We start from the raw sequence: 26,331 nt of genomic DNA, 5'->3' as shown, positions 1-26,331 counted from the left end.
GCACTGGTCACCCGAATTTCCGTGCGCGCGGCCATCATTCGATGTGAGCGCCGTGTGTCAGTTGTGATCGACATCCGTCGGGTCGCGCGGACGGATTGTGTGCCCATCGAAAGGACGTGAACTTCCTCGATCCCCAGGGCTGCCACTCACTGTCCGTGAAGCGCGAAAAGGGGCCCGGCCGGACGCGTCCGGCCGGGCCCCTCACCCAGCACCTTAGGGCACGATGATCAGCTGATCGGGTCGACACTCTCACCGGGCGGGCGACCGCTCACCCGTTCGGTCTCCAGTGCGGCCTGCAGGATCACCACGGCGGCGGCCTGGTCGATCGCCGAGCGGCCCTTCTTGGCCTTCACCCCGGAGGCCCGCATGCCGGCGGCCGCGGTGACCGTGGTCATCCGCTCGTCCACCAGCCGCACCGGCACCGGCGCCAGCAGCGCCGCCAGCCGGCCCGCGTAGCCGCGCACCTTGGCGGCGGCCGGCCCCTCCTTGCCGCTCAGCGAGCGGGGCAGGCCGACCACCACCTCCAGGGCGTCGTACTCCTCGACGATCTGCTGGAGGCGCGCCTGGGAGCGGCCCCCGGCGGGGACCGTCTCCACCGGCGTCGCGATCAGCCCGTCCGGGTCGCAGCTGGCGACCCCGATCCGGGCGTCACCGACGTCGACGGCGATCCGCCGCCCGCGCCGGAAGACCCGCTCCTGCTCCTCCATCAGCTGGCGCGCTCCGCGACCAGGGCCCGCACGGCCGCGATCGCCTCGCCGACGGCGGCCGGGTTGGAGCCACCGCCCTGGGCGACGTCGTCCTTGCCGCCACCGCCGCCGCCGAGCGTCTTGGCCGCGGTGCGGACCAGCTCGCCGGCCTTGATGCCGCGGGTCCGGGCGTCCTCGTTGGTGGCGATGACGGTGAGCGGGCGGTCGTTCGCCACGGTGAACGCGGCGACCACGGCCGGGCGCGAGCCCAGCCGGCCACGGATGTCGAGCACCAGCTTGCGCAGCTCGTCCGCACCGGTGCCGTCGGCCACCTGGGCGGCGACCAGGGCCACACCCCGGACGTCCTCCGCCGCGTCGGCCAGGCCCGCGGCGGCGGCCAGCACCTTCTCGGCGCGGAACTTCTCGATCTCCTTCTCGGCGTCCTTGAGCTTGGCGAGCATCCCGGAGATCTTCTCCGGCAGCTCCTCCGGACGGCCCTTGACCAGCTCGGTCAGCTGGGAGACCACGGTGTGCTCGCGAGCCAGGAACTTGTAGGCGTCCACGCCGACCAGCGCCTCGACCCGGCGCACGCCGGAACCGATCGACGACTCGCCGAGCAGCTTGACCAGGCCCAGCTGGGCGGTGTTGCCGACGTGCGTGCCACCGCAGAGCTCCTTGGAGAAGTCACCGATGGTGACCACCCGGACCTGGTCGCCGTACTTCTCGCCGAACATCGCGATGGCGCCCTGCTTGCGCGCCTCGTCCATCGTCATCACCTCGGCGGTGACGTCGAGTTCGCGGGTCAGCACCTCGTTGATCTTCTGCTCGACGTCGGTCAGCACGCTGCCGGGCACGGCGGACGGCGAGCCGAAGTCGAAGCGGAAGCGGCCGGGCGCGTTCTCCGAGCCGGCCTGGGCGGCGGTCGGGCCGAGCGCGTCACGCAGCGCCTGGTGGGTCAGGTGGGTGGCCGAGTGGGCGCGCGACACGGCGCGGCGGCGGTCGGCGTCGATGGTGGCGTACGCGGCGGCGCCGAGCACCACCTCGCCGAAGAGCACCCCGCCGGAGTGCACGATCACGCCCGGCACCGGCTGCTGCACGTCGCGGACCTCGACGACGGCGCCGGAGTCCAGCCGGATCCGGCCGTGGTCGGCGAGCTGACCACCGCCCTCGGCGTAGAACGGGGTGCGGTCGAGGATCAGCTCGACCTCGTCGCCCTCGGTCGCGGCCGGGGCCGGCGAGCCGTTCACCAGCAGGCCGACCACGGTGGCCTCGCCCTCGGTGGCGGCGTAGCCGGTGAAGACGGACGCGCCGGCCCGGTCCGCCACCTCGCGGTAGGCGGCGACGTCGGCGTGGCCCATCTTCTTGGCCTTGGCGTCGGCCTTGGCGCGGTCCCGCTGCTCCTGCATCAGGCGGCGGAAGCCGGCCTCGTCGACGGCCAGGCCCTGCTCCTCGGCCATCTCCAGGGTCAGGTCGATCGGGAAGCCGTAGGTGTCGTGCAGCTTGAACGCCTGCTCGCCGCTGAGCGCGGCGTGGCCGCCCTGCTTGGCCTCGGTGACCGCGGCGTCCAGCAGGTTGGTGCCGCTGCGCAGGGTCTGCAGGAAGGCGACCTCCTCGGCGACCACGACGGTCTCGATGCGCTTGCGCTCGGCCTCCAGCTCCGGGTACTGCGGAGCCATCGCCTTGATGGCGACGTCGATGAGCTCCTTGGCCACCGGCTCGGTGGCGCCCAGCAGCCGCATGTTGCGGATCGCGCGGCGCAGGATGCGGCGCAGCACGTAGCCGCGGCCCTCGTTGCCGGGGGTGACGCCGTCGCCGACCAGCATCAGCGCGGTGCGGATGTGGTCGGTGACCACGCGCAGCGAGATGTCCGCCTTGTGGTCGTCGCCGTAGGTGTGGCCGGTCAGCTCGGCGGCCCGGTCCAGGATCATCCGGCTGGTGTCGATCTCGAAGAGGTTGTCGACGCCCTGCAGGATGGCGGCGAGGCGCTCCAGGCCGAGGCCGGTGTCGATGTTCTTGCTCGGCAGGTCGCCGAGGATCTCGAAGCCGTCCTTGCCGTCGCCGTGGCCGCGCTCGTACTGCATGAAGACCAGGTTCCAGATCTCCAGGTAGCGCTCGCCGTTGACCGCCGGGCCGCCCTCCTCGCCGTAGGCCGGGCCGCGGTCGTAGTTGATCTCGGAGCACGGGCCGCACGGGCCGGGCACGCCCATCGACCAGAAGTTGTCCTTCATGCCGAGGCGCTGGATGCGCTCCGACGGCACGCCGATGACGTCCCGCCAGATCAGCTCGGCCTCGTCGTCGTCCTGGTAGACGGTGATCCAGAGCTTCTCCTTCTCCAGGCCGTAGCCGCCGTCCGCCACGGGGCTGGTGAGCAGCTCCCAGGCGAACTTGATGGCGCCTTCCTTGAAGTAGTCGCCGAAGGAGAAGTTGCCGCACATCTGGAAGAAGGAGCCGTGCCGAGTGGTCTTGCCGACCTCCTCGATGTCCAGCGTGCGCACGCACTTCTGCACGCTGGTGGCACGCGAGAACTGCGGCTTGACCTCGCCCAGGAAGTACGGCTTGAACGGCACCATGCCGGCGTTGACCAGCAGCAGGGTGGGGTCGTCGGCGACCAGGGACGCCGAGGGAACGACGGTGTGGCCGCGCTCCTCGAAGAAGCGCAGCCAGCGGCGGCGGATCTCTGCCGACTCCATGAGTGGTCCTTCCGGTTAAGGGTGCTGGCCCCGGCGCTGTTCCAGCTGGCGGGGCGTTGACGCGATGATCTGGGGGGTGGGGGTGGTACGCGACGGAGGCAGGGCGGCCGCAGGCGAGCCTGGGGCCGCCTTGATAGCTCGGCCCGCGATCGGCCGGCGGGTGTTCTCGGCCGCTCGGCGCGGCGACTCCACCACCGCGGTGCCCTCCAGGCCGAGGTCGGCCCGCAGCTGGTCCTCGCGCTCGGCCATGCCGGCGCGCACGTCCTGGGCGAACCGGCGGGCGGCGTCGCCGAGCTGCAGGGCGCCGCGCGCGGCGGTGCCCGACAGGCTGTCAGGGGTGAGCCGGTGGGCGGCCTCGTTGGCCTTGTTCATGGCCCAGACGGCGGCGCCGGCGCCGACCGTCATCCAGAAGATGCGTCGTACCACGGTGTGTCAGCCCTTCACCGCTCGGCGGACCCGGCTCAGCAGCCCGCGCTTGGGGGCCGTGGCGGCCTTCACCTCGGCGCGGATCAGCCGGGCCAACTCCTCGCGCTCCGAGCCCTGTTGAGGCAGCGTCAGACCGGCCTGCTGCCGGCTGACGGCCTTGCGGACGCCGTAGCTGAAGGCGGCCATCTTCACCAGCGGGCCACCCAGGGTGGCGGCGACGGTGGAGGAGAGCGCATTGGCGTTGGCGGCGGCGTCCTGCACATTGGCGGTGATGTCGTCGACCCGGATGAGCTGCTCCTGGGCGCTGTGCACCGCGTCGGCGGCGTCGTGCAGCAGCGGGACCGCCTGCTCGGTGACGGCGCTGACCAGCACCGCGGCCTCGCGGAGCACCTTGGACAGGCGCACCAGCACCACGGCCAGCAGCGTCACCAGGACGACCCAGCCGACGGCCACCAGCAGCCCGGCCAGCTCTGAGACGGACACCGCGCGCTCCCTTCACTCCTCAGATGGAAACCCTATCGCGCCCGCGCCCCGACTCCCGACCGACGGTGTTCGTTTATTGAGGTGAGGGGCGCCGGCGGGGCCCCTTGGGCCCAGCTCGGGCGGCGTAACCTACCGGCCGGTCACCTCGTTGGGCCGCCCGGGGCACCGGACGGCGGGCCCAGCACACTTGGAGGGCCGGTGGCACAGCAGAGCACGCTGCGGCGTGGGAACCTGCCCGCGGAACTGACCAGCTTCATCGGACGGCACGCCGAACTGGCCGCCCTGGCAGCGCTGTTGACCGGCCCACGGCTGGTCACCGTGACCGGTCCCGGCGGCGTCGGCAAGACCAGGCTGGCGCTGCGCGCGGCGGCCACCGCGGCCGAGGACGCCTATCTGGTGGAGATCGGCGAGCTGCAGGATCCGCTGCTGCTGGGCCACGCGGTGCTGGAGGCGCTGGGGCTGACCGACGGCACCGCCCGCCCGCCGCTGGAGGTGCTGGTGGAGCAGCTGGACGGGCGGCGGCTGCTGCTGGTGCTGGACGGCTGCGAGCATCTGGTGGCGGCCTGCGCGGAGTTGGCGGGCACGCTGCTGCGGGCACTGCCGGGGCTGCGGGTGCTGGCGACCAGCCGGGAGGCGCTGCGGATCGGCGGCGAGCACCTGCTGCCGGTGGTGCCGCTGCCGGTGACCGCGCCGCCGGGGGCGCTGCCGGCGGCGGTGCGGCTGTTCTGCGACCGGGCGGCGGCGGTGCTGCCCGGCTTCGAGCCGCGCGGCGAACGGCAGCGGGCCGAGGTGGGCGCGCTCTGCCGGCGCCTGGACGGCATCCCGCTGGCGCTGGAGCTGGCGGCGGGCCGGCTGCGCTCGCTCTCGGTGCGGCAGATCGCGCTGCGCCTGGACGACCGGTTCGAGCTGCTGACCGACGGGGATCGCGGCGCGCTGCCGCGGCACCGGGCGCTGCGCACCGCGATCGGTTGGAGCCATGAGCTCTGCACCATGCAGGAACGTTTGCTCTGGGCCCGGCTCTCGGTCTTCGCCGGCTCCTTCGACCTGGAGGCGGCCGGGCACATCTGCTCAGGCGACGGGATCGAGGCCGACGAGGTGGCCGACCTGCTCCACGAACTGGTCGCCAAGTCGGTGCTGCTCCGCGAAGAGCACGCGGGCGCGGTCCGCTACCGGCTGCTGGACACCCTGCGCGACTACGGCGCCGGCTGGCTGCGCGGCAGCGGCGCCGAGTACGGGCTGCGCCGCAGACACCGCGACTGGTACCTGGGGCTGGCCTCCTGGGGCGAGCTGGAGTGGTTCGGGCCGCGCCAGGCGGAGACCGCCGAGCGCACCGCGCTGGCGCACGGCAACCTGCGGGCCGCGCTGGAGTTCTGCCTGGGCGAGCCGGGCGAGGAGCAGGTGGCGCTGCTGCTGGCCGGCACCCTCTGGTACTTCTGGGTGGGCTGCGGGCACCTCGGCGAGGGCCGGCACTGGCTGGAACGGGCGCTGGCCCTGGACCGGGCGCCCACCGCGGCCCGGGCCAAGGCGCTCTGGGTGACCGGCTACACCGCCACCCTGCAGGGCGACCGGGCCCGCGCGGAGCCGCTACTCCAGGAGTGCCGCCGCCAGGCGCTGGCCACCGGCGACGACCGGGCGCTGGCCTATGCGCTGCACCGGCTCGGCTGCTCGGCGCTGATCGGCGACGAACCGGCCCGCGCCGCGGAGCTGTTCGAGCAGGCGCTGCGGCATTACGAGACGGCCGGCGAGCTGAACAGCAATGTGCTGATGGCGATGTTCGAACTGGGCCTGGCGCAGCTCTTCCAGGGCCGGGTGACCGAGGGCGAGGAGTACATGGCCCGGGTCCGGGAGATCTGCGAGGAGCACGGCGAGCAGTGGGCCTACGCCTACGGCCTCTATGCGCGGGCCTACTCGCAGTGGCTGGTCGGCGAGGCCCGGCAGGCGCGGGCCTTCGCCCGGGAGAGCGTCCGGCTGCACTACGGCTTCCGCGACCTGGTCGGGCTGGTGCTCGGCCTGGAGCTGCTGGCGCTGCTGGAGGCGGACCGCGGCGAGCTGGCGGAGGCCCGGGTGCTGCAAGGCGCGGCGCACCGGATCTGGCAGGCGGTGGGGGTGCCGCTGTTCGGTTCGGCGGACTTCAACGCCCCGCACCACGAGTGTGCGCGGCGGGCCCGGGCGGGGCTGAGCGAGCAGGAGTTCGGCGCGGCGTTCGAGCGCGGTGCCCGGCTGGAGCTGGCGCAGGCGGTGCACCGGGCGCTGGACCGGGCCGCGGAGCTGCCGACCGAGCCGGACGGCGACGGCGACAGCGAGTCGGACTGCGTGCTGCTCGACCGGGTGAGCGGGCTGGGCCGGCACCAGGCCTGAGCACCGAGGCGCCGGCACCAAGGCTGAGCGCCAAAGCACCAGCAGCAAGCCCGACCAAGAGCGCACCGGCACCAAGCCTCGACAAAAGCGGCGGACCCCCGCCGTCCGAAGGCGACAGGGGTCCGTGGCGCGAAGGGCGCTACCCGCGGATCAACGCGAGTAGTACTCGACGACCAGCTGCTCGTCGCAGATCACGGGGACCTCACGACGCTGCGGCAGGCGGTCCAGGCGGAAGGCCAGGGCCTTGAGGTTGACCTCGAGGTACTTCGGGGTCTGGCCCTCACCCGCGTAGCCACCCTCACGGGCGACCTGGAACGGGACCTTCTCCTTGGACTTGTCCTTGACCGTGACGACGTAGCCCGGCTTCATCTGGAACGACGGCTTGTTGACCTTGCTGCCGTTGACCTGGATGTGGCCGTGCACGACCATCTGGCGGGCCTGGTAGATGGTCCGGGCGATGCCCGAACGCAGCACCAGAGCGTCGAGACGGGTCTCGAGCTCGGCAACCAGGACCTCACCGGTCTTGCCCTCGGCCTTGCGGGCACGGTCGAAGGCGCGGGCCATCTGCTTCTCGCTCAGGTCGTACTGGGCGCGCAGACGCTGCTTCTCGAGCAGACGGACCTTGTAGTCCGAGTTCTGCTTGCGGCCACGGCCGTGCTGGCCGGGCGGGTACGGGCGGGCCTCGAAGTACTTGACGGACTTCGGGGTCAGCGGAACGCCAAGAGCGCGAGCGATCTTGACCTTCGGGCGCTTCTGGTTCGCCATGGAACCGGAACCTCTTTCGTTCTGTGAATACGGCTGTCACCAGGTGTTGACGGAGGTCGCCTCTCGCGGCCCGGAGAAAACCATCCGGGGATGGTCAGCCGCCTCCGGGGCCGGGCACAATGTGCTTGCACACGTACCACTGGGTGGTACGTGACACCGAAAACGGTGCGCGACGCTCCTGGTGGCCCCGCGGACGGAGCCACTGGCCACTGCCCCGCTGGTGCGGCCGGTCGACACGATGGCCGCCGGACCCGGGACATGGCACTTCGAGCGAGTATACCCGGTGGTCGATCACCCGTCGGACCGGACGGTCACTCCCCCTTCAGCTTGCCCCTGGTCCACTCCACGACGTCCGCGTAGCGGGCCTCGCCACCGTTCCTGGTCGGGTGGTAGTAGGCCTTGCCGTGCACCGTGTCGGGGGCGTACTGCTGGGCGGCGATCGAGCCGGGCAGGTCGTGCGGGTACTGGTAGCCCTTGCCGTGGCCGAGCTTGCCGGCGCCACCGTAGTGCGCGTCCCGCAGATGCGGCGGGACCGGGCCCGCCAGGCCCTGCCGCACATCGGCCAGGGCACTGTCGATGGCCAGGTAGGCGGCGTTGGACTTGGGGGCCAGGGCCAGCGCGATGGCCGCCTGGGCCAGGATGATCCGGGCCTCCGGAAAGCCGATCATGGCCACTGCCTGGGCGGCCGCCACCGCGGTGGGCAGCGCGGTGGGGTCGGCCAGACCGATGTCCTCACTCGCCGAGATCATCAGCCGGCGGGCGATGAACCGCGGGTCCTCCCCCGCCTCGACCATCCGGGCCAGGTAGTGCAGGGTGGCGTCCACATCGCTGCCGCGGATCGACTTGATCAGCGCGCTGGCCACGTCGTAGTGCTGGTCGCCGTCCTTGTCGTAGCGGACCGCGGCCTGGTTGACGGCGGTCTCGGTGACCGCGAGGGTGATCTCGGCCAGGCCCTGCTCCAGCGCGGCGCCGGCCGCCGCCTCCAGCGTGGTCAGGGCCCGCCGGGCGTCACCGCCGGCCAGGCGCACCAAGTGGTCCTCGGCCTCCTGCCCCAGCGCCACCGAGCCGTCGAGGCCGCGCTCGTCGGCCACCGCGCGGCGCAGCAGGGCCCGGATGTCGTCATCGGTGAGCGACTGAAGGGTGAGCAGCAGCGAGCGGGAGAGCAGCGGGGAGATCACCGAGAAGTAGGGGTTCTCGGTGGTGGCGGCGATCAGGGTGACCCAGCGGTTCTCCACGGCGGGCAGCAGCGAGTCCTGCTGGGCCTTGGAGAAGCGGTGGATCTCGTCCAGGAAGAGCACCGTCTCCTTGCCGCTCATCCCGACCGCCCGGCGGGCGCCCTCGATCACCGCCCGGACCTCCTTGACCCCGGCGGTGATCGCGGAGAGCTCGACGAACCGGCCCTCGACGGCCTGGCTGATCACATGCGCCAGGGTGGTCTTGCCGGTGCCGGGCGGGCCCCAGAGGATCACCGAGCTGGTCGCCGCCGGGCCCTTGGCGCCGGCCACCAGGCGCCGCAGCGGTGAGCCGTCCTTGAGCAGCTGGCGCTGGCCCGCCACCTCGTCCAGGGTCTGCGGCCGCATCCGCACGGCCAGCGGCGCCCGGCCCGGCTCGGCGGCCTGGTGCTGCTCGGCGGCGGCGGTGAAGAGGTCCGGTTCGTCCACCCCGCCACCCTAATGCGCGCCGCCGACAGGCCCGGGCGCTCGGCTACCGCTCCAGCTCGGCGGCGTGGTCCGGAACGTAGGTCTGCAGGTCGCGGGGCGGGCGCTGGTAGCCGGTGGGGGCCGGGCGGGGCGGCAGGGCGACGGGGGGCTTGGTGAGGTCGCGGTAAGGCAGGGTGGAGAGCAGGTGGGAGATCATGTTGATCCGGGCCCGCCGCTTGTCGTCGCTGTCCACCACGTACCAGCGTGAGCGGGGGGTGTCGGTGTGGATGAACATGGTGTCCTTGGCCCGGGAGTAGTCCTCCCAGTGGTTGATCGACTCGGTGTCCATCGGGGAGAGCTTCCAGCGGCGCATCGGGTCGTTCAGTCGGGAGTGGAAGCGGCGCTCCTGCTCGGTGTCGCTGACCGAGAACCAGTACTTGCGCAGCTCGATGCCGGCCTCGATGAGCATCAGCTCGAAGATCGGGCACTGGTGCAGGAACTGCCAGTACTCCTCGTCGCTGCAGAAGCCCATCACCCGTTCGACGCCGGCACGGTTGTACCAGCTGCGGTCGAGCAGCACGATCTCCCCGGCGGCCGGCAACTGCTCCACGTACCGCTGGAAGTACCACTGCCCGCGCTGCCGCTCGGTCGGCGCGGGTAGCGCCACGATCCGGGCCACCCGGGGGTTGAGGTACTGGGTGACCCGTTTGATCACCCCGCCCTTGCCGGCCGCGTCCCGCCCCTCGAAGACCACCACCAGCCGCACCCCCTCGGCCCGCACCCACTCCTGGAGCTTCACCAACTCCTCCTGGAGATGCAGCAGTTCGCGCTCGTAGAGCTTCCTGGGGAGGCGGGGCCGCTGGGCGGGGGCTTCGCTCACGTGGCGTCTCCAGGGAACCGGTGCTGATGATCCCTCAGGTTAAGGCGGATCATCGGCCCCCGCCTGTTGGCTGCCCGCTCAGCCCCGCAGCAGCCTCGCGGGGTCGAGGTCCAGCGGGAACGGGTCGGCCAAGCCGGTGCTCTCGCCGACCTGGACCAGGCGGTCGCGGTAGGCACCGAGCTCCAGCCGCCCCAGGTGGAGGCGCGGCGCGGGATCGAGCTCGACCCGCCAGTAGTGGGGGATGCCGGCGGCGGCGTACAGCGAGGGCTTGAGCCGCTTGTCGGTGACCCGGGTGGACGGCGAGGCGATCTCGATGGCCACCGCGACGTCGTGCGCACTCAGCGTGGTTCCGGCCTTGCCGGCCGCAGCGGCATCGGCGATGACCAGGTCGGGGATGAGCAGGCCGTCGGGGATGACGACGTTGACCGCCTCCAGCACCTCGAAGGGGGCGCCGGCAGCGCTGATGGCGGCGTCCAGAAGAGCCGAAAGGCGCGAACTGGTGCGCTGGTGCGGAACACCGGGGTTCGGGCTCATCAGCAACGACCCCCCGACCAGCTCGACCCGGTGGTGGGAGTCCTCGGGCAGTGCCAGGACGTCGTCCAGCGTCCAGGGCCCGCAGTGCTGCTCGACGGCCGCAACGCTCACGGTGCCGTCACCTCCTCCGAGGACCTGCCCGCGTTGTCCCTTGGACGGGGCCCGAGGCGTGCCGGCTCACAGTGCCACCTGGACAACGACAACTGGTGATGACCCGTCACAGTCGGACGGGTCATCACCAGCAGTGGATCGAGCGAACGCGGATCAGCCCTCGGCGCCGGCCGCCTTGGCCTCGGCGGCGACCGCCTTCGGCTGGGCGTCGACGCCGGCCTCCTTGCGCTGGGCGGCCGTGATCGGGGTCGGCGCGCCGGTCAGCGGGTCACCGCCGGTGGACGTCTTCGGGAAGGCGATGACGTCGCGGATGGTGTCGTAGCCGCCGAGCAGCGTGACGATCCGGTCCAGGCCGAAGGCGACACCGCCGTGCGGCGGCGGGCCGTAGTTGAAGGCGTCCAGCAGGAAGCCGAACTGCGAGGCCGCCTCCTCCTCGGAGAGGCCGATCGCGTCGAACGCCCGCTTCTGCACCTCGCGCTGGTGGATGCGGATCGAACCACCGCCCAGCTCCGAACCGTTGAGCACCAGGTCGTAGGCGTTGGACAGGGCGCTGCCCGGGTCGGTGTCGAAGGTGGCCAGCGACTCGGCGGTGGGCGCGGTGAACGGGTGGTGCACCGCGTGCCAGCCCTGGAACTCGCCCTTCTCGTCCTCGATCGGCTCGAACATCGGGAAGTCGACCACCCAGAGGAAGGCCCACTGCGACTCGTCGATCAGGTCGCAGCGGCGGCCGATCTCCAGGCGGGCAGCGCCCAGCAGCTCCTGGGAGGCGGTGCGCTTGCCGGCCGCGAAGAAGATCGCGTCACCGTTCTTGGCGCCCGCGGCGGCGGCCAGGCCGGCCAGGTGCTCCTCGGAGAGGTTCTTGGCGACCGGGCCGCGCAGCTCGCCGGTCTCGGCGTCGATCAGCACGTAGGCCAGGCCCTTGGCGCCGCGCGCCTTGGCCCAGTCCTGCCAGGCGTCCAGCTGCTTGCGCGGCTGCGAGGCGCCGCCCGGCATCACCACGGCGCCGACGTACGGAGCCTGGAAGACCCGGAACGAGGTGCCCTTGAAGTACTCGGTGAGGTCGGTGAGTTCCTGGCCGAACCGGACGTCCGGCTTGTCGGAGCCGTAGCGGGACATCGCGTCGGCGTAGCTCAGGCGCGGCAGCGGGTTGGGGAGCTCGTAGCCGTGCACCTCGCGCCAGATGGAACCGACGATCTTCTCGCCGAGGGCCAGGATGTCCTCCTGGTCGACGAACGAGGCCTCGATGTCCAGCTGGGTGAACTCCGGCTGCCGGTCGGCGCGGAAGTCCTCGTCGCGGAAGCAGCGGGCGATCTGGTAGTAGCGCTCCATGCCGGCCACCATCAGCAGCTGCTTGAACAGCTGGGGCGACTGCGGCAGCGCGTACCAGGAGCCGGGCTGCAGGCGGACCGGGACCAGGAAGTCGCGGGCGCCCTCGGGGGTGGAGCGGGTGAGGTACGGCGTCTCGATGTCGAGGAAGTCGTTCTCCTCCATCACCCGGCGGATGATGTTGTTGACCTTGGAGCGCAGCCGCAGCGCCTTGGCCGGGCCCTCGCGGCGCAGGTCCAGGTAGCGGTAGCGGAGCCGGACCTCCTCGTTGACGGTGCCCGGCTCGTACTCGGCGACCTGGAACGGCAGCGGCGCGGCCTCGGAGAGCACCTCGATCTCGCTGACCACGACCTCGACGGCGCCGGTCGGGATCTCCGGGTTCTCGTTGCCCTCGGGGCGGACCCGGACGTCGCCGACCACCTTGACGCAGTACTCGGCGCGCAGGCCGTGCACCGAGTCGAGGTCGCGGACCACGACCTGCACGGTGCCGGAGGCATCGCGCAGGTCGATGAAGGCCACCCCGCCGTGGTCGCGGCGGCGGGCGACCCAGCCGGCCAGGGTGACGGTCGCTCCGGCGTGCTCCGCGCGGAGGGTGCCCGCGTCGTGCGTGCGGATCACAGCTGCTTCTCCTTCAGGGTGGTGACGAGTGCTTCGAGTGCGACGGCGGTCTGCTCGCCGGTGGTCAGGTCCTTCAACTGCACGACGCCCTCGGCGAGGTCGCGGTCGCCCGCGATCAGGGCGAACCGGGCGCCGGAGCGGTCGGCGGACTTCATGGCGTTCTTGATGCCCTTGACGCCGAAGGCCAGGTCGGTGGCGACGCCGGCCCGGCGCAGCTCGGTCACCTTGGCGAAGAGCAGGTTCTTGGCCTCCTCGCCGAGCGCCACGGCGTAGACCGAGGTGGCGGGGGGCACGTCCAGGGTGATCCCCTCGGCCTCCAGGGCCAGGTAGATCCGGTCCACTCCCAGGCCCCAGCCGACCGACGGCAGGGCCGGGCCGCCGAGCATCTCCGACAGACCGTCATAGCGGCCGCCGCCACCGATCGCGGACTGCGCGCCGAGGCCGTTGTGCACGAACTCGAAGGTGGTGCGGGTGTAGTAGTCCAGGCCGCGGACCAGCTTGGGGTCGTCGGTGAAGGCCACCCCGGCGGCGGTCAGCAGCGAGCGGACCTGCTCGTCGTAGGCCTTGCAGTCCTCGCACAGGAAGTCGCGCAGCAGCGGGGCGCCGGTCAGCTGGGCCTGCACGGCCTCGCGCTTGTCGTCCAGCACCCGCAGCGGGTTGATCTCGGCGCGGTTGCGGGTGTCCTCGTCCAGGTCGAGGCCGCGCAGGAACTCCTGCAGCGCGGCCCGGTAGACCGGGCGGCACTGCTTGTCGCCCAGGCTGTTGATCAGCAGCCGGTAGTCGGACAGGCCCAGCGCCTTGAACGCGTCGTCGGCCAGGATGATCAGCTCGGCGTCCAGCGCCGGGTCCTCGGCGCCCAGCGCCTCGGCCCCGACCTGGGAGAACTGCCGGTAGCGGCCCTTCTGCGGGCGCTCGTAACGGTAGAAGTTGCCCGAGTACCACGCCTTGACCGGCAGGTTGCCGGCCTTGTGCAGGTTGCCCTGGAGCACCGCGCGGACCACCGAGGCGGTGCCTTCGGGGCGCAGCGCCAGCTCCTCCTTGCCGCGCTTGGTGAGGGTGAACATCTCCTTGGTGACGATGTCGGTGGACTCGCCGACGCCGCGGGAGAAGAGCTTCAGGTCCTCGAAGACCGGGGTCTCGATGTAGCCGTAGCCGGCCCGGCGCAGCGGGGCAGCCAGCGCCTGACGGACCGCCAGGAAGGTCGCCGACTCGGGCGGCAGCAGGTCGTAGGTGCCCTTGGGGGCGGTGAAGGTGCTCAACGTCTTTTCCGTCACATTCCTCGTCGCGGGGCCGCGGACGGCGGCGCCGCCTCCGCTGCCTGCCTGAGGTAGGGGTTGGTGGCGCGCTCGCGGCCGATGGTGGTCTGGGCGCCGTGGCCGGACAGCACCACGGTCGAGTCGTCGAGGGGCAGGCAGACCCGGGCCAGCGACCGCATGATGTCGGTCAGGCTGCCGCCCGGGAGGTCCGTGCGCCCGATGGAGCCGGCGAACAGCAGGTCGCCCGAGAAGAGGACCGGCGGGACCTCTACGGTCGTGGGCGTCCGGAACGTCACCGACCCCTTGGTATGGCCGGGCGCATGGTCGACGGTGAACTTCAGCCCGGCCAGCTCCAGTTCGGTGCCGTCGCCGAGCAGCCGCAGGTCGTCCGGCTCACCGATGGTCAGCTCGCCCATCAGCGGCATCCCGATGGAGCGGCCGAGCGCCTTCTCCGGATCGGTGAGCATGTACCGGTCGTCGGGGTGGATGTAGGCCGGCACGCCCTTGGCGTCGCAGACCGGGACCACCGAGGCCACGTGGTCGATGTGCCCGTGGGTGAGGACCACGGCGACGGGCTTCAGCCGGTACTCGCGGATCATGTCCTCGACGCCGGCCGCCGCCTGGTGCCCCGGGTCGACGATCACGCACTCCTCGCCCGCCGCGGGCGCCACCAGGTAGCAGTTGGTGCCCCAGGCTCCGGCGGGGAATCCGGCGATCAACACGGCTGTCCTCAGGTCGTGGGGTCCCCCCGGCCGGAGGCTGGGGGCGGGCTAGGGGGCGGAAACTCCGTCACCGCAGCCTACCGGCGGTAAGGCGCCCGTTGCGAACCGGATTGGCGCCGCGCCGCGAAGGCGGTGCTCCGAAGGCACCGAGGTGGTGGTTCGTGGGCGGCGCTGCGCGCTTCTCACGGGGTTCTTAGCCTTCGGGTCCCTACACTTGGCGGCTGGTGGATGCGATGATCCGCCCGACACATCCACACTTCCCGTGCAGCACGGCATCCCCTAGGAGAGACGGCTCGGTGGTCACCAGCGAACAGCGGCGGCGGCAGCTCGCCCGCGAGAAGTACGAGCGGCAGCAGGAGAGCCGGGCCGCGGCCGCGGCCGCGACCAAGCGCCGCAACGCCATCATCGCCGGCTCGGTGGCCGTGGTGGTGATCGCCGGCGCCAGCCTGGCGGCCTCCGGCGCCTTCTCGTCGGACCCGAAGAAGCCCTCCGCAGCGCCCGCCGCCGTCAAGGGCTGCACCAACCCGGCGCCCGGCGCGCCGAACAACAAGCAGTGGTCGACCGAGCCGACCATGAACATCGACCAGAAGGCGACCTACACCGCCTCCCTGGACACCAACTGCGGCGCGGTCACCTTCACCATGGACGCGTCCAAGGCCCCGCACACGGTCAACTCGTTCGTCTTCCTGGCCGGGCAGAACTACTTCGACCACACCAAGTGCCACCGGCTCACCACCCAGGGCATCTACGTGCTGCAGTGCGGCGACCCGACCGCGAGCGGCTCCGGCAGCCCGGGCTACAAGTTCACCGACGAGAACCTGACCGGCGCCACCTACCCGGCGGGCACCGTGGCGATGGCCAACTCCGGCCCGAACACCAACGGCAGCCAGTTCTTCCTGGTCTACAAGGACACCCAGCTGCCGCCGAACTACACCCCGTTCGGCAAGATCACCGGCGGCCTGGACCTGCTGAACAAGATCGCCGGTGCCGGAGAGAACGACGCCAACGGCCCGGGCGACGGCTCGCCCAACCAGACCGTGGTCTTCAACACGGTGACCACCACCAAGAGCTGAGACCGGCGGCGGGAAATCGACCCGGCCCGGATGCGGACAGCACCGGGCCTGGTCGCCTATGTTGCTGTTGTATAGGGTTCCCTGACCCGCTTGCCGCCACCCGCGGCAGCACCGCAAGCACTCAGGGCGGGCAGGAACGGCGGACCATCGGTCCGCCGCACATTCAACTGTGGACGACGGACCCGCACCCCAGGCGGTGGCGGGACGTCATGTGGAGGAGGCGCTGTGAGCAGCGACCCGTGGGGCCGTGTCGACGAGCAGGGGACCGTCTACGTCAGGACGGCCGAGGGCGAACGCGTCGTCGGCTCCTGGCAGGCAGGCTCCCCCGAGGAGGCTCTCGCCTACTTCGAGCGCAAGTACCAGGGCCTGTCCGCCGAGATCGGCCTGCTGGAGCACCGGGTCCGCAAGACGGACCTGGCCGCCAAGGAGGCCCTGACCGCCCTGGACCACCTGCGTTCCCAGGTGGCCGAGCACCACGCGGTCGGTGACCTGGACGCGCTCGCCAAGCGGCTGGACACGCTGGCCGGCGAGATCGAGTCCCGCCAGGTGGAGCGCAAGGCGGCCCGGGCCAAGGCCGCCGACGAGACCCGGGTGGCCAAGGAGGCGCTGGTCGCCGAGGCCGAGCAACTCGCCGAGTCCACCCAGTGGCGCGAGGCCGGCGACCGGCTGCGCGCCCTGGTGGACACCTGGAAGGGCCTGCCCCGGCTGGACCGCAAGAGTGACGACGAGCTGTGGCACCGCTTCTCGCACGCCCGCTCGGTCTTCTCCAAGCACCGCAAGGCGCACTTCGCGCAGCTGGACTCGGAGCGGGAGCAGGCCCGGCAGGTCAAGGAGCGGCTGGTCGCCGAGGCCGAGGCGCTCTCGGACTCCACCGACTGGGGCGACACCGCGGCCCGCTACCGCGACCTGATGGCGCAGTGGAAGGCTGCCGGGCGCGCCCAGCGGGACGCCGAGGACGAGCTGTGGGCGCGGTTCCGCGGCGCCCAGGACGTCTTCTTCCAGGCCCGCTCGGCGGTGTTCACCGAGCGGGACGCCGAGCAGTCGGCCAACCAGAAGCTCAAGGAGGCGCTGGCGGCCGAGGCGGAGGCGATCCTGCCGATCACCGACCTCAAGGCGGCCAAGACGGCGCTGCGTGACGTCAGCGAGCGCTGGGAGGCGATCGGCCATGTGCCGCGCGACGCCAAGCCGAAGCTGGACGGCCGGCTGAACGTGGTGGAGCGGGCCGTCCGCGAGGCCGAGGACGCCGAGTGGCAGCGCTCCAACCCGGAGGCCAGGGCGCGGGCCACCGGCATGACCAGCCTGCTGCAGGCGGCCGTGGACAAGCTGCAGGGCGAGCTGGACAAGGCCCGCGCCGCGGGCAACGCCGGCAAGGTCGCCAAGCTGGAGGGTGAGCTGGCGGGCCGTCAGGCGCTGCTGGACCAGGCGCTCAAGAGCCTGCAGGAGTTCAGCGACTGACGTCGCGTCAGCGGTTGACGAGAGGGGCCCCGCCGCGGCGGGGCCCCTCTCGTCATGCGGTCACCAGTCGCTCGTGCGGTCGCTACTTGCGGGCCGAGGTGACCCGGTAGACGTCGTAGACGCCCTCGACGCCGCGCACCGCCTTGAGCACGTGCCCCAGGTGCTTGGGGTCGCCCATCTCGAAGGTGAAGCGGCTCATCGCCACCCGGTCCCGGGAGGTCTGCACGGCCGCCGACAGGATGTTGACGTGCTGGTCGGAGAGCACCCGGGTGACGTCGGAGAGCAGCCGGGAGCGGTCCAGCGCCTCGACCTGGATGGCCACCAGGAAGACCGACGACTGGGTGGGCGCCCACTCGACCTCGATCATCCGCTCCGGCTGCTGGGTCAGCGAGTCCACGTTGACGCAGTCGGCGCGGTGCACCGAGACGCCGTTGCCGCGGGTGACGAAGCCGACGATCGGGTCGCCCGGCACCGGGGTGCAGCAGCGGGACAGCTTGACCCAGACGTCGTCGACGCCCTTGACGATGATCCCGGGGTCGCCCTTGGCCCGGCGGCGGCGCTGGGCCCGGCCGTCGTGGCTGGGCACGGTGGCGGTCTCGGCGAACTCCTCGGTGGCGCCCTCCTCGCCGCCGAGCGCCTGGACCAGCTTCTGCACGATCGACTGGGCGGAGACATGGCCCTCGCCGATCGCCGCGTAGAGCGAGGAGATGTCCGGGTAGCGCATCTCGTGCGCCAGGGTGACCAGCGAGTCGCCGGTGAGGATCCGCTGGATCGGCAGGTTCTGCTTGCGCATCGCCCGGGCGATGGACTCCTTGCCCTGCTCGATCGCCTCCTCGCGGCGCTCCTTGGAGAACCAGGCCTTGATCTTGTTGCGGGCCCGGGGGGACTTGACGAAGGTGAGCCAGTCGCGGGACGGTCCGGCGCCCTCGGCCTTGGAGGTGAAGACCTCGACGGCGTCGCCGTTCTCCAGGGTGGATTCCAGCGGCACCAGGCGGCCGTTGACCCTGGCCCCTATGCAGCGGTAGCCGACCTCGGTGTGCACCGCGAACGCGAAGTCCACCGGGGTGGCCCCGGCGGGCAGGGCTATCACGTCGCCCTTGGGGGTGAAGACGAAGACCTCGTTGTTGGACAGGTCGAAGCGCAGCGACTCCAGGAACTCGCTCGGGTCCTCGGTCTCCTTCTGCCAGTCGAGCAGCTGGCGCAGCCAGGCCATCTCGTTGACCGCGCCGGCCTTGTCCTCCTTGCGCACCTGGTTCGGGGTGTCGGTGCGGACCTTGGAGGCGCCGGCCACCGCGCGCTGCTTGTACTTCCAGTGCGCGGCGATGCCGTACTCGGCGCGGCGGTGCATGTCGAAGGTGCGGATCTGCAGCTCGACGGGCTTGCCCCCGGGACCGATCACCGTGGTGTGCAGCGACTGGTACATGTTGAACTTGGGCATCGCGATGTAGTCCTTGAACCGGCCGGGGACCGGGTTCCACCGCGCGTGGATGGTGCCGAGCGCCGCGTAGCAGTCGCGGACCGTGTCGACCAGGACCCGGATGCCCACCAGGTCGTAGATCTCGGCGAAGTCGCGACCGCGGACGATCATCTTCTGGTAGACCGAGTAGTAGTGCTTCGGCCGGCCGGTGACCGAGGCGGAGATCCGGGCACCGCGCAGGTCGCCCTGCACCTGGTCGATCACGGTGGCCAGGTACTCGTCGCGCTTGGGGGCGCGCTCGGCGACGAGCCGGACGATCTCGTCGTACATCTTGGGGTAGAGGATGGCGAAGGCCAGGTCCTCCAGCTCCCACTTGATGGTGTTCATGCCCAGCCGGTGCGCCAGCGGGGCGTAGATCTCCAGGGTCTCGCGGGCCTTCTTCTCCTGCTTCTCCCGCTTGAGGTAGCGCATGGTGCGCATGTTGTGCAGGCGGTCGGCGAGCTTGATCACCAGGACCCGGGGGTCCTTGGCCATCGCCACGACCATCTTGCGAACCGTTTCGGCTTGCGCCGCCTCGCCGAACTTGACCTTGTCCAGCTTGGTGACGCCGTCGACCAGCAGCGCGACCGAGTCGCCGAAGTCCTGGCGCAGCGTCTCCAGACCGTAGTCGGTGTCCTCGACGGTGTCGTGCAGCAGGCCGGCCATCAGGGTGGCGGCGTCCATGCCCAGCTCGGCCAGGATGGTGGCGACGGCCAGCGGATGCGTGATGTACGGGTCGCCGCTCTTGCGCTTCTGACCGCGGTGCCAGCGCTCGGCGACCGTGTAGGCGCGCTCGATGTCGCGCAGCAGGGCCGGGTCGGCCTTGGGGTCGTTGGCCCGGATGGTGCGGAACAGGGGCTCGAGGACGGGGTTGTGCGTCGCGGTGCGCTGGCCGCCGAAGCGGGCCAGCCGGGCGCGCATGCCGCCGCTGGTGGAGGCCTGGCGCAGCGCGGGTCCGACCGCGCGGGCCAGCCCGGAAGGGGGCGTCGGCCGTGCCGGGGTGGCGCCGGACGGCGCGGTCTTCTGACCCGCCGGCTGACTGGTGGGCGCGGCGGCCGTGGGCACAACCTCGTCGGGCAAGGACACTCCTCGGTACGACCGGATGAACCTTCATGGTACCGAGCGCGCCGCGCCGATGTTTGGTCGGCCGAGCCCGGACATGCCGAGAGCGGCGACCGCTCGTCGCGGTCGCCGCTCTCGGTCACGCGGGTGTGTCAGACCGTGACCAGGGTGTCCAGCGGAGCGCCTCCCAGGTGCGGGGTGAGCCGCTCGCGCCCGTCCAGGAAGCCGAGCTCCATCAGCACCACCACGCCGACCAGCCGGGCACCGGCCTGCTGGACCAGGTCCAGCGAGGCGCCGATGGTGCCGCCGGTGGCGAGCACGTCGTCCACCACCAGCACCGGCTCGCCGGGCTCGAAGGCGTCGCACTGCACTTCGAGGGTGGCGGAGCCGTACTCCAGGTCGTAGGACTTCTGGAAGACCTCGCCGGGCAGCTTGCCCTTCTTGCGGATCGGCACGAAGCCCAGCCCGGCGGCGAAGGCCGCCGGGGCGGCCAGCACGAAGCCGCGCGCCTCCAGGCCCACCACCTTGGTCGCCCCGAGCTCCTTGGCCCGCTCCGCCAGCGCCCGGGTGAGCGCGCCGAAGGCCTCGGCGTCGGCGAGCAGCGGGGCGATGTCCTTGAACAGCACCCCGGGCTTCGGGTAGTCGTGGACGTCCCTGATCCGGCTGTTGAGCAGGTCGGCCAGGGCGGCGGTGTCGGTCACAGAGGTTCCTCTTCGCGATTCAGCGCTTGCCGGACGGCCGGCCCTTGCCACGGGCCCGGCTGACCGGCTGGTTACGCTGACCGACCATACCGGCCGCCGCGACACTGTCCTCGACCACCTCGTCGGCCTGCTCCTCCACCGCATCGGCGGTGCTGCCGGCCGCGGCGGCCGCCTTGGCGTCGGCCGCGCGCCGCTGGGCGACGCGCTTGGCCAGCGCCCGCATCTGCGGGGTCTGCTCCTTGAGCTGCGCCAGCAGCGGGGTGGCGACGCAGATCGAGGAGTAGGCACCGGCCGACAGGCCGATGAACAGCGCCAGCGAGATGTCGTTCAGGGTGCCGGCGCCGAGCAGGCCGCCACCGATGAAGAGCAGCGCCGCCACCGGCAGCAGGGCCACCACGGTGGTGTTGAGCGAGCGGACCAGGGTCTGGTTGAGGCCCGCGTTGGCCGCCTCGCTGTAGGTGCGCCTGTTCTGCTTCTCGAGGTCCTTGGTGTTCTCCTTCACGGTGTCGAAGACGACGACCGTGTCGTAGAGGGAGTAACCGAGGATGGTGAGGAAGCCGATCACGGTACCGGGGCTGACCTCGAAGCCGACCACCGCGTAGACACCGATGGTGATCACCAGGTCGTGGATCAGCGCGACCAGTGCGGCCAGCGCCATCCGCCACTCGAATGCGATCGCCAGGTAGGCGGTGACCAGGACCATGAAGATCACCAGGCCGAGCAGCGCCTTCTGGGAGATCTCGTGGCCCCAGCTCGGGCCGACCACCTGGGCGTCGATGTTGGCGGCCGGCACGTCCAGGTCGCTGGAGAGCTGCTTGACGACGGCGTCCGAGGACACCTTCTCCTGGGCGCTGACCTGGATCCTGATCTTGCCGTCACCGGTGGACTGCACCTGCGAGGTGGAGTCACCGATGATCTTGTTGATGTCGTCCTGCGCCTGGCTGACCGTCAGGCCGGGCTTGGCGACGGTGTAGACCGAGCCGCCCTTGAACTCGATGCCCAGGTGCAGCCCGACCGTCGACAGTCCGACGATCGCCACCAGGGCGATGACCCCGGAGATGCTGTACCAGAGCTTGCGGCGGCCGACGAAGTCGAAGCTGACCTCGCCCTGGTAGAGACGGTGGCCGAGGTTGCTGAAGCGTGACATTGCGTCAGGCCTCCTTGACGGCGGCGGAGGTGGTGGTGCGACGACGGCTGCTGCGCAGCGGCGGGCGGGCGCCCAGGCGCTTCGGGTCGAGGCCGGACCACGGGTGGCCGTTGGCGAAGAACTTCCGCCGGGCCAGCAGGGTGATCAGCGGCTTGGTGAAGAGGAAGATCACCACGACGTCCAGCAGGGTGGTCAGGCCCAGCGTGAACGCGAAGCCCTGGACCTTGCCGACCGACACGACGTAGAGCACCGCGGCACACAGGAACGAGACGAAGTCCGAGACCAGGATGGTGCGCCGGGCCCGCGGCCAGGCACGCTGCACGGCCGGGCGCAGCTGGGCGCCCTCGCGGACCTCGTCGCGGATCCGTTCGAAGTAGACGATGAACGAGTCCGCTGTGATACCGATCGCCACGATGGCACCGCAGACCGCCGGCAGGTCGAGCGCGAAGCCGATGCTGGCACCGAGCAGCGTCATGATCGAGTAGGTCAGGACGGCGGAGACCACCAGACCGGCGATCGAGACCAGGCCCAGGCCGCGGTAGTAGACCAGCGAGTAGAGCACCACCAGGGCCAGGCCGATCGCGCCGGCCAGCATGCCCGCGTGCAGCTGGTCGCCACCGAGCGCGGCCGAGACCGTGGTGACGTCGCTCTTGGTGAAGTCCAGCGGCAGCGCGCCGTAGCTGAGCACGTTGGACAGGCTGCTGGCCTGCTCCTGGGTGAAGGAGCCGGAGATCACCGCGTTGCCGCCGGTGATCGACTGCTGCACGTAGGGGTGCGAGACGACCTTGCCGTCCAGCACGATGGCGAACTGGTTGGCCGGCGCCTGCATGCCGGCCAGGGTGCCGGTGGTGGTGGCGAAGTCCTTGGAGCCCTTGTCGTTGAAGGTCAGCTGGACCTCCCAACCCTGGGCGCGCTGGGTGTCGTAGCCGGCCTGGGCCTTGGAGACGTCGGCACCCTTGACCGCGACCGGGCCGAGGGCGAACTTGTACCAGACCTTCTGCTCGGCGTCGTAGGAGCAGGCGACCGCGTTCTTGGTCTCGTCGGTCTGGTAGTCCTGGCGCTGGCCCGCCTGCGAGCAGTCGAGCGCGGCGAACTGCTGCTGCAGCTCCGGCGGGACGGTGCCCTCGGTCGGGGTGGTCGGCACCGGCGGCTGGGCCGGAGCGCTGGCGGCGGCCGAGCCCGAGGCGGCGGCCGACGGGGCGGCCGAGCCGGAGCCGGAAGCGGCAGCGGACGGGTCGGCGGCCTTCAGGGCGTCGGAGACGGCCCGGCCGGCCTTGGTGGCGCTGGCGCTCGGGGAGGCGCTGCCGCTGGCGGAGGCGCTGGCACTGCCACTCGCGCTCGGCGAGGCGCTGCCGCTCGGGGAAGCGCTGCCCGAGGGGTTGGCGCTGGGGCTGGCCGGCGGCACCTGGACACCGGTCGGCGCGAGCGCCAGCACCGGGCGGAAGTAGAGCTTGGCCGTGGTTCCGACCTGCTCGGCGGCCTGCTGGCTGTTGGTGCCCTTGGGGATGTTGACAATGATGTTGCTGTTCCCCTGGGTCTGCACCTCAGCCTCGGAGACACCGAAGGCGTTGACCCGCTTCTGGATGATCCCGACCGCGATGTCCATGTTGGACTGGTTGATCGCGTTCTTGTCCTTGGAGCTGGCGGTCAGCGTGATGCTGGTGCCACCGGCGAGATCGATCCCGAGGCGAGGCGTCCTGTGGCCCGTCCCGAACATGAGGGCGACCAATGCGACGGTGACCACCAGGATGAGGGCCAGAGCCCGCCCCGGATAACCGTCGCGCGGACGCGACTTGGGTGTTGCCACCTTGCTCGTTTCTCCCTGTCCCATGCCGCTGATCAGCGCCGCCCGCCTGCCATCCGGGCAGGTGGGCGGAGCCGGTCGCGGACAACCGTGAAGTGGTGCAGCCCGTCGGTGCTGCGAGGGGTGGTGGTGCTACTTGGCTGCGGCCTGGTCGCCGGCCTTCTCCAGGCTGACGCTCTCCTCCGCAGCCTCCTCGGCGGCCTCGTCCGTGACGACCGCGTCGGCGACGGCCTCGGTGTCATCGGCCTCGTCGGCCGCCGCGGCCTCGTCCTCGGCGGGACGGCCGTTGATGATCTCGTCGTACTCCTGGGCGTCGATCACCGCCGCAACCGCGCTCTTGGCGAAGTGGGTGAAGACACCCGGGGCAATCTCCAGCTCGACGGTGGAGTCACCGATCGACTTCACGGTGGCGTACATGCCACCGATGGTGCGGACCGCGGCGCCCGGCTCCATGCTCGACTGCATGTGCTGGGACTGCTGCTGGCGCTTCTTCTGCGACCGGAACAGCAGGAACATCACGGCGATCGGGAGGACGAGGATGATGAGGCTCACAGCAGAAAAGTCCTTCTATTGCCCGGCCGATGGGCTGGCCAGTGGCGTGGTCGGCCCGCCAGGCAAGGCGGGACGGTCCGGCGAAGTCTAGGAGACCCGCTGAGATCGGACAACGCCAAGCATCGCATCCTGCCGCCAAAGGTGGCGAGTCTGTGACAAGGTCAGTTCTGCGTGCCGCCTCCGGCGGCTCGGTCCTCCCCGAGGAACTGCTGCTGTCCCGGTACCGCGCCGCGTCCCCCCAGCGGCTGGACCGGCGGGGTCAGGCCCAGGTGCTGCCAGGCGGCGACGGTGGCGATCCGCCCGCGCGGGGTCCGGGCCAGCAGGCCCTCGCGGACCAGGAACGGCTCGGCCACTTCCTCGACCGTCTCCGCCTCCTCCCCCACCGCGACCGCGAGCGTCGACAGACCGACCGGCCCGCCGCCGAACAACCGCAGCAGCGCGTCCAGCACGGCCCGGTCCAGCCGGTCCAGACCACGCTCGTCCACCTCGTAGACCTGCAGCGCGCGGGCCGCGATCCGCTGGTCGACCACCCCGTCGTGCTCGACCTGGGCGTAGTCGCGCACCCGGCGCAGCAGCCGGTTGGCGATCCGCGGGGTGCCCCGGGAGCGGCCGGCGATCTCGGCGGCACCGGCCGGGTCGATCTCCACGTCGAGCAGCGCGGCCGAGCGGTGCACCACTTGCTGCAGCTCGGCGGGGGCGTAGAACTCCATGTGGCCGGTGAAGCCGAACCGGTCGCGCAGCGGCGGGGGCAGCAGGCCGGCCCGGGTGGTCGCGCCGACCAGGGTGAACGGCGGCAGCTCCAGCGGGATCGCGGTGGCGCCGGGGCCCTTGCCGACGATCACATCGACCCGGTAGTCCTCCATCGCCATGTAGAGCATCTCCTCGGCGGGCCGCGACATCCGGTGGATCTCGTCGAGGAAGAGCACTTCGCCCTCGGTGAGCGAGGAGAGGATCGCCGCCAGGTCGCCGGCGTGCTGGATGGCCGGCCCGGAGGTGATCCGGATCGGCGCGTTCAGCTCGGCCGCGATGATCATCGACAGGGTGGTCTTGCCGAGCCCGGGCGGGCCGGAGAGCAGCACGTGGTCCGGAGCGGCGCCCCGCTTGCGGGCGGCCCGCAGCACCAGCGACAGCTGCTCACGGACCCGCTCCTGGCCGATGAACTCGTCGAGCAGCTTGGGGCGCAGCGCCGCCTCCACCGCCTGCTCCGCGTCATCGGCGACGGCGCCCACCAGGCGGTCCGCGGGGTCGGAGTCATACGGGGTCATCGGAATGCGGCTCCATGTCGACACATTGACGAATGCTCAGATCGCTTTTTCAGCGGGCCTTGCTGAGGCTGCGCAGCGCGGACTTCAACAGGGCGCCGACATCGGTGCGCTGCTGGGCCTCGGCCTCCGGGGTGACCGCGGCCACCGCCTCGTCCGCCTCGCGCGGCGCGTAGCCGAGGCCGACCAGCGCGGCGTGCAGCTGCTCGCTCCACGGCGCGGGCGCGGCGGCGACCGGGGCGTGCTGGGTGGGCACGGTGCCGTGCGGGGCGCCCAGCTTGTCCTTGTACTCCAGCAGCAGCTTGGCGGCCTTGGCCTTGCCGATCCCGGGCACCTTGATCAGCGCACGCTCGTCGCCCTGCGCGACCGCGACCCGCAGCGCCTCGGGGCTGTGCACCCCGAGCATCGCCTGCGCCAGTCGCGGGCCGACCCCGGGGGCGGCCTGCAGCACCTCGAAGGTGGCCCGCTCGTCGTCGTCGGCGAAGCCGTAGAGGGTGAGCGAGTCCTCCCGGACCACCAGCGAGGTGGCGAGCCGGGCCGGCTCGCCGAGGCGCAGGGTGGCGAGGGTGGTCGGGGTGCACTGCACCGCCATGCCGACCCCGCCGACCTCCACCACGGCCAGCCCGGGCGTGAGGGCCGCCACCGGGCCCTGGACGAACGCGATCACGGGCGGTACTCCTTGCGAACGTTGGTGGGAGGGGTGGTGCGGTTGGCCAGGGCCGCGGCTATCCGGCCGTTGGCACTGCCGCGCCAGATATGGCAGATCGCCAGCGCCAGCGCGTCCGCCGCGTCGGCGGGCTTGGGCGGTTCGGCGAGCCGCAGCAGCCTGGTGACCATGGCGGTGACCTGGGCCTTGTCGGCCCGGCCCGACCCGGTGACGGCGGCCTTGACCTCGCTGGGCGTGTGCAGCACCACCGGCAGCCCGCGCCGGGTGGCGCACAGCATGGCGACCGCGCTGGCCTGCGCGGTGCCCATCACGGTGCTCACATTGTGCTGGGCGAAGACCCGCTCGATGGCGACCAGGTCGGGGCGGTGCTCATCGAGCCAGCGCTCCAGGCCGTCTTCGATGGCGAGCAGCCGGCGCGGCACCTCGTCCTCGGCGGGGGTGCGCACCACGCCCACCCCCAGCATCCGCAGCGGGCGGCCCGGCGCGCCCTCGACCACCCCGACCCCGCACCTGGTCAGCCCCGGGTCCACGCCCAGTACCCGCACACTCCCGCCCTTCAGTTCATGCCTGCTCAGACCCTAACGAACGGCACTGACAGGCCGCACAACGACACCGGCCCGGCGGTCCGTCGGGGACCACCGGGCCGGAAGGACCGTC

General features: G+C 71.5%; 22 protein-coding genes. 3 read left to right on the top strand and 19 right to left on the bottom strand.

The genetic code is table 11. From position 1 onward, the window contains the following. Window positions 1–227: 227 nt before the first annotated feature. The 4 genes from ruvX to P3T35_RS09000 are packed head-to-tail and all read right to left on the bottom strand — an operon-like array spanning window position 228 to window position 4,285. Window positions 228–707: a Holliday junction resolvase RuvX gene (ruvX, locus tag P3T35_RS09015; protein WP_101383785.1), complete on the bottom strand. Its 480-nt coding sequence runs from the start codon at window positions 705–707 to the stop codon at window positions 228–230. Further along, window positions 707–3,376 carry an alanine--tRNA ligase gene (gene alaS / locus P3T35_RS09010; RefSeq protein ID WP_101383784.1) on the bottom strand — a complete coding sequence of 890 codons (2,670 nt, stop codon included), beginning with the start codon at window positions 3,374–3,376 and terminating at the stop codon, window positions 707–709. The genes ruvX and alaS overlap by 1 nt, the downstream gene beginning before the upstream one ends. Before the next feature lie 15 nt (window positions 3,377–3,391). Next, entirely contained in the window at window positions 3,392–3,802 is a 411-nt protein-coding gene (locus P3T35_RS09005; protein ID WP_180356743.1) for a DUF6167 family protein, read from the bottom strand. 6 nt (window positions 3,803–3,808) lie between these two features. Further along, a complete protein-coding gene (locus P3T35_RS09000) occupies window positions 3,809–4,285 on the bottom strand; it encodes a DUF948 domain-containing protein (protein ID WP_101383782.1) in 477 nt (158 codons plus the stop codon). 198 nt (window positions 4,286–4,483) lie between these two features. Between P3T35_RS09000 and P3T35_RS08995 the strand changes: the two genes are divergently transcribed. Then, complete coding sequence (locus tag P3T35_RS08995) at window positions 4,484–6,643, top strand: regulator (protein ID WP_180356742.1); 2,160 nt, start codon at window positions 4,484–4,486, stop codon at window positions 6,641–6,643. Window positions 6,644–6,793: 150 nt separating this feature from the next. Here P3T35_RS08995 and rpsD read toward each other — a convergent pair whose 3' ends face one another. The 7 genes from rpsD to P3T35_RS08960 form a co-directional block, all read right to left on the bottom strand. Next, on the bottom strand, window positions 6,794–7,408 hold the full coding sequence (gene rpsD, locus P3T35_RS08990; RefSeq protein ID WP_101383781.1) for a 30S ribosomal protein S4: 615 nt from the start codon (window positions 7,406–7,408) through the stop codon (window positions 6,794–6,796). Window positions 7,409–7,719: 311 nt separating this feature from the next. Further along, on the bottom strand, window positions 7,720–9,069 hold the full coding sequence (locus P3T35_RS08985) for a replication-associated recombination protein A (RefSeq protein WP_101383780.1): 1,350 nt from the start codon (window positions 9,067–9,069) through the stop codon (window positions 7,720–7,722). A 43-nt stretch (window positions 9,070–9,112) separates the two neighbouring features. Further along, window positions 9,113–9,928, bottom strand: coding sequence for a polyphosphate kinase 2 (ppk2, locus tag P3T35_RS08980; RefSeq protein WP_101383779.1), 816 nt, complete (start codon window positions 9,926–9,928; stop codon window positions 9,113–9,115). A 78-nt stretch (window positions 9,929–10,006) separates the two neighbouring features. Then, on the bottom strand, window positions 10,007–10,573 hold the full coding sequence (locus tag P3T35_RS08975; RefSeq protein ID WP_101383778.1) for a Uma2 family endonuclease: 567 nt from the start codon (window positions 10,571–10,573) through the stop codon (window positions 10,007–10,009). Window positions 10,574–10,726: 153 nt separating this feature from the next. Continuing rightward, on the bottom strand, window positions 10,727–12,517 hold the full coding sequence (aspS, locus tag P3T35_RS08970) for an aspartate--tRNA ligase (protein ID WP_101383777.1): 1,791 nt from the start codon (window positions 12,515–12,517) through the stop codon (window positions 10,727–10,729). Further along, complete coding sequence (gene hisS, locus P3T35_RS08965; RefSeq protein WP_101383776.1) at window positions 12,514–13,776, bottom strand: histidine--tRNA ligase; 1,263 nt, start codon at window positions 13,774–13,776, stop codon at window positions 12,514–12,516. The genes aspS and hisS overlap by 4 nt, the downstream gene beginning before the upstream one ends. A gap of 11 nt (window positions 13,777–13,787) precedes the next feature. Continuing rightward, window positions 13,788–14,495 carry an MBL fold metallo-hydrolase gene (locus P3T35_RS08960; protein WP_101383775.1) on the bottom strand — a complete coding sequence of 236 codons (708 nt, stop codon included), beginning with the start codon at window positions 14,493–14,495 and terminating at the stop codon, window positions 13,788–13,790. Window positions 14,496–14,791: 296 nt separating this feature from the next. On the opposite strand from P3T35_RS08960, the gene P3T35_RS08955 reads away from it, so the two are divergent. Both P3T35_RS08955 and P3T35_RS08950 read left to right on the top strand, forming a co-directional pair. Then, complete coding sequence (locus tag P3T35_RS08955; RefSeq protein WP_101383774.1) at window positions 14,792–15,568, top strand: peptidylprolyl isomerase; 777 nt, start codon at window positions 14,792–14,794, stop codon at window positions 15,566–15,568. Window positions 15,569–15,793: 225 nt separating this feature from the next. Continuing rightward, the gene (locus P3T35_RS08950; protein WP_101383773.1) at window positions 15,794–17,023 is read left to right on the top strand and encodes a DUF349 domain-containing protein; all 1,230 of its coding nucleotides are present in this window, start codon (window positions 15,794–15,796) and stop codon (window positions 17,021–17,023) included. Between the two features lie 82 nt (window positions 17,024–17,105). Here the strand turns inward: P3T35_RS08950 and P3T35_RS08945 are convergent, their stop codons facing one another. The 8 genes from P3T35_RS08945 to ruvC form a co-directional block, all read right to left on the bottom strand. Then, on the bottom strand, window positions 17,106–19,559 hold the full coding sequence (locus tag P3T35_RS08945; RefSeq protein ID WP_280704921.1) for a bifunctional (p)ppGpp synthetase/guanosine-3',5'-bis(diphosphate) 3'-pyrophosphohydrolase: 2,454 nt from the start codon (window positions 19,557–19,559) through the stop codon (window positions 17,106–17,108). Window positions 19,560–19,693: 134 nt separating this feature from the next. Further along, window positions 19,694–20,242, bottom strand: a complete 549-nt coding sequence (locus tag P3T35_RS08940; protein WP_101383772.1) for an adenine phosphoribosyltransferase — start codon at window positions 20,240–20,242, stop codon at window positions 19,694–19,696. Window positions 20,243–20,261: 19 nt separating this feature from the next. Continuing rightward, window positions 20,262–21,389 carry a protein translocase subunit SecF gene (secF, locus tag P3T35_RS08935; RefSeq protein WP_101383771.1) on the bottom strand — a complete coding sequence of 376 codons (1,128 nt, stop codon included), beginning with the start codon at window positions 21,387–21,389 and terminating at the stop codon, window positions 20,262–20,264. 4 nt (window positions 21,390–21,393) lie between these two features. Further along, window positions 21,394–23,106, bottom strand: coding sequence for a protein translocase subunit SecD (gene secD, locus P3T35_RS08930; protein WP_101385480.1), 1,713 nt, complete (start codon window positions 23,104–23,106; stop codon window positions 21,394–21,396). Window positions 23,107–23,325: 219 nt separating this feature from the next. Next, window positions 23,326–23,745 (bottom strand): preprotein translocase subunit YajC, encoded by a 420-nt coding sequence (gene yajC, locus P3T35_RS08925; protein ID WP_101383770.1) that lies wholly within the window; start codon window positions 23,743–23,745, stop codon window positions 23,326–23,328. Between the two features lie 161 nt (window positions 23,746–23,906). Next, entirely contained in the window at window positions 23,907–25,010 is a 1,104-nt protein-coding gene (gene ruvB / locus P3T35_RS08920; RefSeq protein ID WP_101383769.1) for a Holliday junction branch migration DNA helicase RuvB, read from the bottom strand. A gap of 49 nt (window positions 25,011–25,059) precedes the next feature. Further along, on the bottom strand, window positions 25,060–25,674 hold the full coding sequence (gene ruvA, locus P3T35_RS08915) for a Holliday junction branch migration protein RuvA (RefSeq protein WP_101383768.1): 615 nt from the start codon (window positions 25,672–25,674) through the stop codon (window positions 25,060–25,062). Continuing rightward, window positions 25,671–26,219, bottom strand: coding sequence for a crossover junction endodeoxyribonuclease RuvC (gene ruvC, locus P3T35_RS08910; RefSeq protein ID WP_101383767.1), 549 nt, complete (start codon window positions 26,217–26,219; stop codon window positions 25,671–25,673). Before ruvC ends, ruvA begins: the two co-directional genes overlap by 4 nt. Window positions 26,220–26,331: the final 112 nt, after the last annotated feature.

Source organism: Kitasatospora sp. GP30, assembly GCF_029892145.1.
In the GTDB taxonomy this organism is placed as follows: domain Bacteria; phylum Actinomycetota; class Actinomycetes; order Streptomycetales; family Streptomycetaceae; genus Kitasatospora; species Kitasatospora acidiphila.
Note: the sequence above shows the minus strand (reverse complement) of the source record. Positions and strands in the feature narration are given on the sequence as shown.